The 702-nt window shown below is 57.8% G+C and carries 1 protein-coding gene; it reads right to left on the reverse strand.

The annotated features are described in order from the left end of the window. Nucleotides 1-702: Ig-like domain-containing protein (locus ACG0Z5_RS23820; RefSeq protein WP_394451645.1), on the reverse strand; the 702-nt coding region annotated here is incomplete at both ends.

A 702-nucleotide genomic window follows, 5' to 3' on the forward strand; every position in this document is an offset into this window, starting at 1 on the left:
GCGGTAATGTCGGTATCAATGGTGATGACGAAGTGTTCGGAAGACCCGCTGATGTTCCCGGCCGCGTCCGTGGCGGTGGCGGTGAGGTTATGTGTACCCTCGCTGAGTGGCTGGTCGTAGATAACCCAGGTCCCGTTCGCTGAAGCCTTAACAGAGCCCACGGCAACACCGTTTTCATACACGGTTACCAGGCTGTTTGCTTCCGCCACACCCCTCAGGTCAGGCGCGGTATCCGCCGTCGTGCCACCGTTCTCAACTGACACCGCCCCTTCGCCCGAGTCATCGCTGGCAGGCAGGAATGACGGTGCATCCGGGGCGGTGGTGTCTGCCGCTTCCACATTCACGACGAAGTCCTGCGAATCATCGCTGATGTTTCCGCTGGCGTCAGTGGCTGTAACCGTGAAGTGGTGACTGCCTTCACTGAGCTCCGGCGTCATGAAATGCCAGCCACGCCCGCCAGCATCCACATTCACTGTGCCAATCTGGATACCGTTGTCGTAAATCGTCACAAGACTGCCGGGCTCTGCATTCCCGTATAACGTTGGCGTATTGTCCAGAGTGCTGGAGCCATTTTTACCCCCATGGTCCGTGCCATCTTCATTATGGAAATAAAACGTGATTTCTGGTGCGTCCGGTGGCGTGGTGTCATTGCTGTCCTGGTTGCTGCCGGTCAGCTCCAGAACGAAGTCTTCACCCGCCATG

Origin of the sequence: Scandinavium sp. M-37 (genome assembly GCF_043558715.1) — a bacterium.
GTDB classification, from domain to species: domain Bacteria; phylum Pseudomonadota; class Gammaproteobacteria; order Enterobacterales; family Enterobacteriaceae; genus Scandinavium; species Scandinavium vulneris_A.